Genomic DNA, 3,122 nt, shown 5'->3' on the forward strand with positions numbered 1-3,122 from the left:
CGGACTCGGTTGCGCCGCGATGATTCTCGGCCTGTCGCGGGGTCCTGCCGACCGAGCGCATCCGCGCCGTGGAGACGGGCGCCTGCCCGCACACCGCGATCCGCGACGACGTCACCGCCAACCTCGACGCGGTCGAGGATCTGGAGGAGGCGTACGGACCGCTCGACCTCGTCCTGGTGGAGAGCGGTGGCCACGTCGACCGCCACGTTGCCGACCCCCACCACCACGGCGGAACGGGCCAGGAGCGCGAAGCCGCCGGCGGCCGCGTCCGGGTGGGCGCTGTACCAGGAGACGAACTCGGTGGCGGAGAAACTTCCCGGCAGCTCCTCACCGGGCACGTCGAGCGGCCGGTCGGCCGCCGCGCCGACGCAGTAGACCACCGCGTGGTACAGCTCCTTCAGCCGGGCGGGTGACAACCCGGCCGCGCCACCGACCTCGACATGACCGACGAAGGTGATCCGGTCGTCCTCAAGGACCGCCCGGAGACTGCTCTGCAGTGACTTGATCTTCTCGTGGTCGGGCGCCACGCCGTAGCGGACCAGTCCGTACGGTGTGGGCAGACGGTCCAGTACATGTACCCGCACATCCGGCACCCGCGACTGCTGCAGCAGGGCCTGGGCCGTGTAGACCCCGCTGGGTCCCGAACCGACGACGGCGACACGGAGCACGGTGCACCTCTTCCGGCAGGCTCCCTCCAGCATGGCACCGGTGCGGGGAAGCGGGGAGAGGCGCGCGGGTCCGGCGATCCGGTGCGCCGCTCAGGTCATCAGCCCGCGCATCCGGTCGATCTCCACGGTCTGCTGGGCGACGACGTCGTTGGCCATCTCCTCCACCAGCACGTTGTTGCCGTCCGCGAGAGCCTCGGTCGCCATGGTGACCGCGCCCTGGTGGTGGGTGATCATCAGCTCGAGGAACAACTGGTCGAATGCCTTGCCCTGTGCGGCACGCAGCTGCTCGATCTGCTTGTCCGTGGCCATACCGGGCATCGCGGAGTGGTCGTGCGTCTCCTCGCGGTCGTTCCCACCGTTGTTTTTCAGCCAGCCCTCCATGGCGCCGATCTCAGGCTTCTGGGCTGCCGATATGCGCTTCGCGAGCCGTTCGACAGATGTGGAGGCTGCCCGTCCGGGAACGAGAGCGGTGAGCACCAGGGCCTGTTCGTGATGCTCGATCATCATGCGGGCGTAGCGGAAGTCGGCGGAGTTGGGAGTGTCGTCCCCGGCGGCCTTCACCGCTTCCTCGGCCGACAGCGTCCTGGCCGGCTCGCCGGGTTTTCCGGGCGCCACGATCGAAGGACCCTTGTCCGCCCCGGCCTTCGCCCCGTCGTCGCCGCTGCCTCCGTCGCAGCCGCCCAGCGCGAGAACGGCGGCCACGAGCGTCGCCGCGAGGGCGGCTGCACGCACGTGCGTGGTCCGACGGGGCATCAACACGGCGACCTCCATTGGCACATGAGTGTGTTCCAGACCGTCCTAACACCTTCCACCGGCCAAAGATCAAAAACTTTTATTACGTCTCTGTTGCCATCTGTTGGTGTGTACATGAGAGGGACGATACTGCCGGGGTCCATGAACCGTTCTTCGACGAACGGATACAAGGGAGGACGCAGTGACCTCGTTGCACACCACCAGCGTGCGGCGGAGACGTCTGGGTGTGGCGGCAGCCGCGGCCGGGCTCATCGCCACGCTGTTCACGGCCGGACCCGCGGCCGCGACACCTGACCCGGGCGACACCGCCAAAACCCGTAGCGGTGTTTCCGTGAGTGAGCAGGCCGAAGCCAGGGCCGCCATCGAGAGCGGCGAGATACCCGGCGTGGACGAGATCGTCCACAGCTCGAACATCGAGCACCTCACGAACGTCCCCAAGGACGCGCTCCAAGGGCTCAACACCGACCTGGCCTTCCAGGGCACGTACGCCTACGCCGGGAACTACGACGGCTTCCGGATCTTCGACATCCGCAACCCGAAGAAGCCGAAGACCGTCGCGCAGGTCCTGTGCCCCGGCTCCCAGAACGACATCTCGGTCTCCGGGAACCTCCTCTTCCTGTCGACCGACTCCTCGCGCAGCGACAACTCGTGTGCCAGCACCACTCAGCCGGCCACGGAGAAGTCCTCCTGGGAGGGCATGAAGGTCTTCGACATCAGCGACAAGCGCAACCCGAAGTACGTCGCCGCAGTCGAGACCGCGTGTGGTTCGCACACCCACACGATCATCCCCGAGCGCAAGAACGTGTACGTGTACGTCTCGTCGTACTCGCCGAACGAGACGTTCCCGGACTGCCAGCCGCCGCACGACGGAATCTCCGTCATCAAGGTGCCGCGCAGCGCTCCCGAGGACTCCCGGATCGTGAACTTCCCGGTCCTCTTCCCGGACGGTGGCAACCCGGGCGCGCCGGCCAACCCCGGCGTCTCGAAGACCACCGGATGCCACGACATCACCGTACTGCCGTCGAAGGACCTGGCGGCCGGGGCGTGCATGGGTGACGGTCTGCTGTTCTCCATCAAGGACCCGGAGAACCCGAAGATCATCGACCGGGTCCAGGACAACGTGAACTTCGCGTTCTGGCACTCCGCGACCTTCAACCAGAACGCCGACAAGGTCGTGTTCACCGATGAGCTCGGTGGCGGCGGAGCGGCCACCTGCAACGACGAGATCGGCCCGAACCGCGGGGCCGACGGGGTCTACGACATCACTGGCCGGGGCGACCACCGCAAGCTGGTCTTCCGCAGCTACTTCAAGATCGACCGCCCGCAGGCGGACACCGAGGTCTGTGTCGCGCACAACGGCTCGATCATCCCGGTCAAGGGCAAGGACCTGATGGTCCAGGCCTGGTACCAGGGCGGGGTCTCCGTGTGGGACTTCACCAACTCCTCGAAGCCGAAGGAGATCGCGTACTTCGAGCGCGGTCCGGTCTCCACGGAGGCGGTCACCACCGCCGGCCCGTGGTCGGCGTACTACTACAACGGCTACATCTACTCCAACGACATAGCCAAGGGCTTCGACGTCCTGAAGCTCAACGACCGGCGGACCGACCCGGCGAAGAAGGTGCGCCTGCAGGAGCTCAACGTGCAGACGCAGCCGGACTACTTCGACCGCTGATCCACCGGCTTGTCCCGTAGGTGAAAGCG

Annotated in this window: 2 protein-coding genes and 2 pseudogenes; 2 read left to right on the forward strand and 2 right to left on the reverse strand. The window is 66.9% G+C overall.

Annotated elements, in window-relative coordinates:
- Positions 1 to 41 precede the first annotated feature (41 nt).
- Positions 42 to 191: pseudogene (locus ACFWFI_RS42090) on the forward strand (GTP-binding protein); the annotation flags it as partial.
- Here the strand turns inward: ACFWFI_RS42090 and ACFWFI_RS42095 are convergent.
- Positions 179 to 668: pseudogene (locus ACFWFI_RS42095) on the reverse strand (FAD-dependent oxidoreductase); the annotation flags it as partial. The pseudogenes ACFWFI_RS42090 and ACFWFI_RS42095 sit on opposite strands and share 13 nt — an antisense overlap.
- Before the next feature lie 90 nt (positions 669 to 758).
- Complete coding sequence (locus ACFWFI_RS42100) at positions 759 to 1,421, reverse strand: DUF305 domain-containing protein (protein WP_387401149.1); 663 nt, start codon at positions 1,419 to 1,421, stop codon at positions 759 to 761.
- Between the two features lie 181 nt (positions 1,422 to 1,602).
- Between ACFWFI_RS42100 and ACFWFI_RS42105 the strand changes: the two genes are divergently transcribed.
- Entirely contained in the window at positions 1,603 to 3,093 is a 1,491-nt protein-coding gene (locus tag ACFWFI_RS42105; RefSeq protein WP_387401148.1) for an LVIVD repeat-containing protein, read from the forward strand.
- The last annotated feature ends 29 nt before the right edge of the window (positions 3,094 to 3,122 follow it).

The sequence above is a fragment of the Streptomyces sp. NPDC060209 genome, assembly GCF_042728155.1.
In the GTDB taxonomy this organism is placed as follows: domain Bacteria; phylum Actinomycetota; class Actinomycetes; order Streptomycetales; family Streptomycetaceae; genus Streptomyces.

Coding starts and splice junctions, on each gene's coding strand:
- ACFWFI_RS42100 (WP_387401149.1), bottom strand. CDS start 1,421: ATGCCCCGTCGGACCACGCACGTGCGTGCAGCCGCCCTCGCGGCGACG.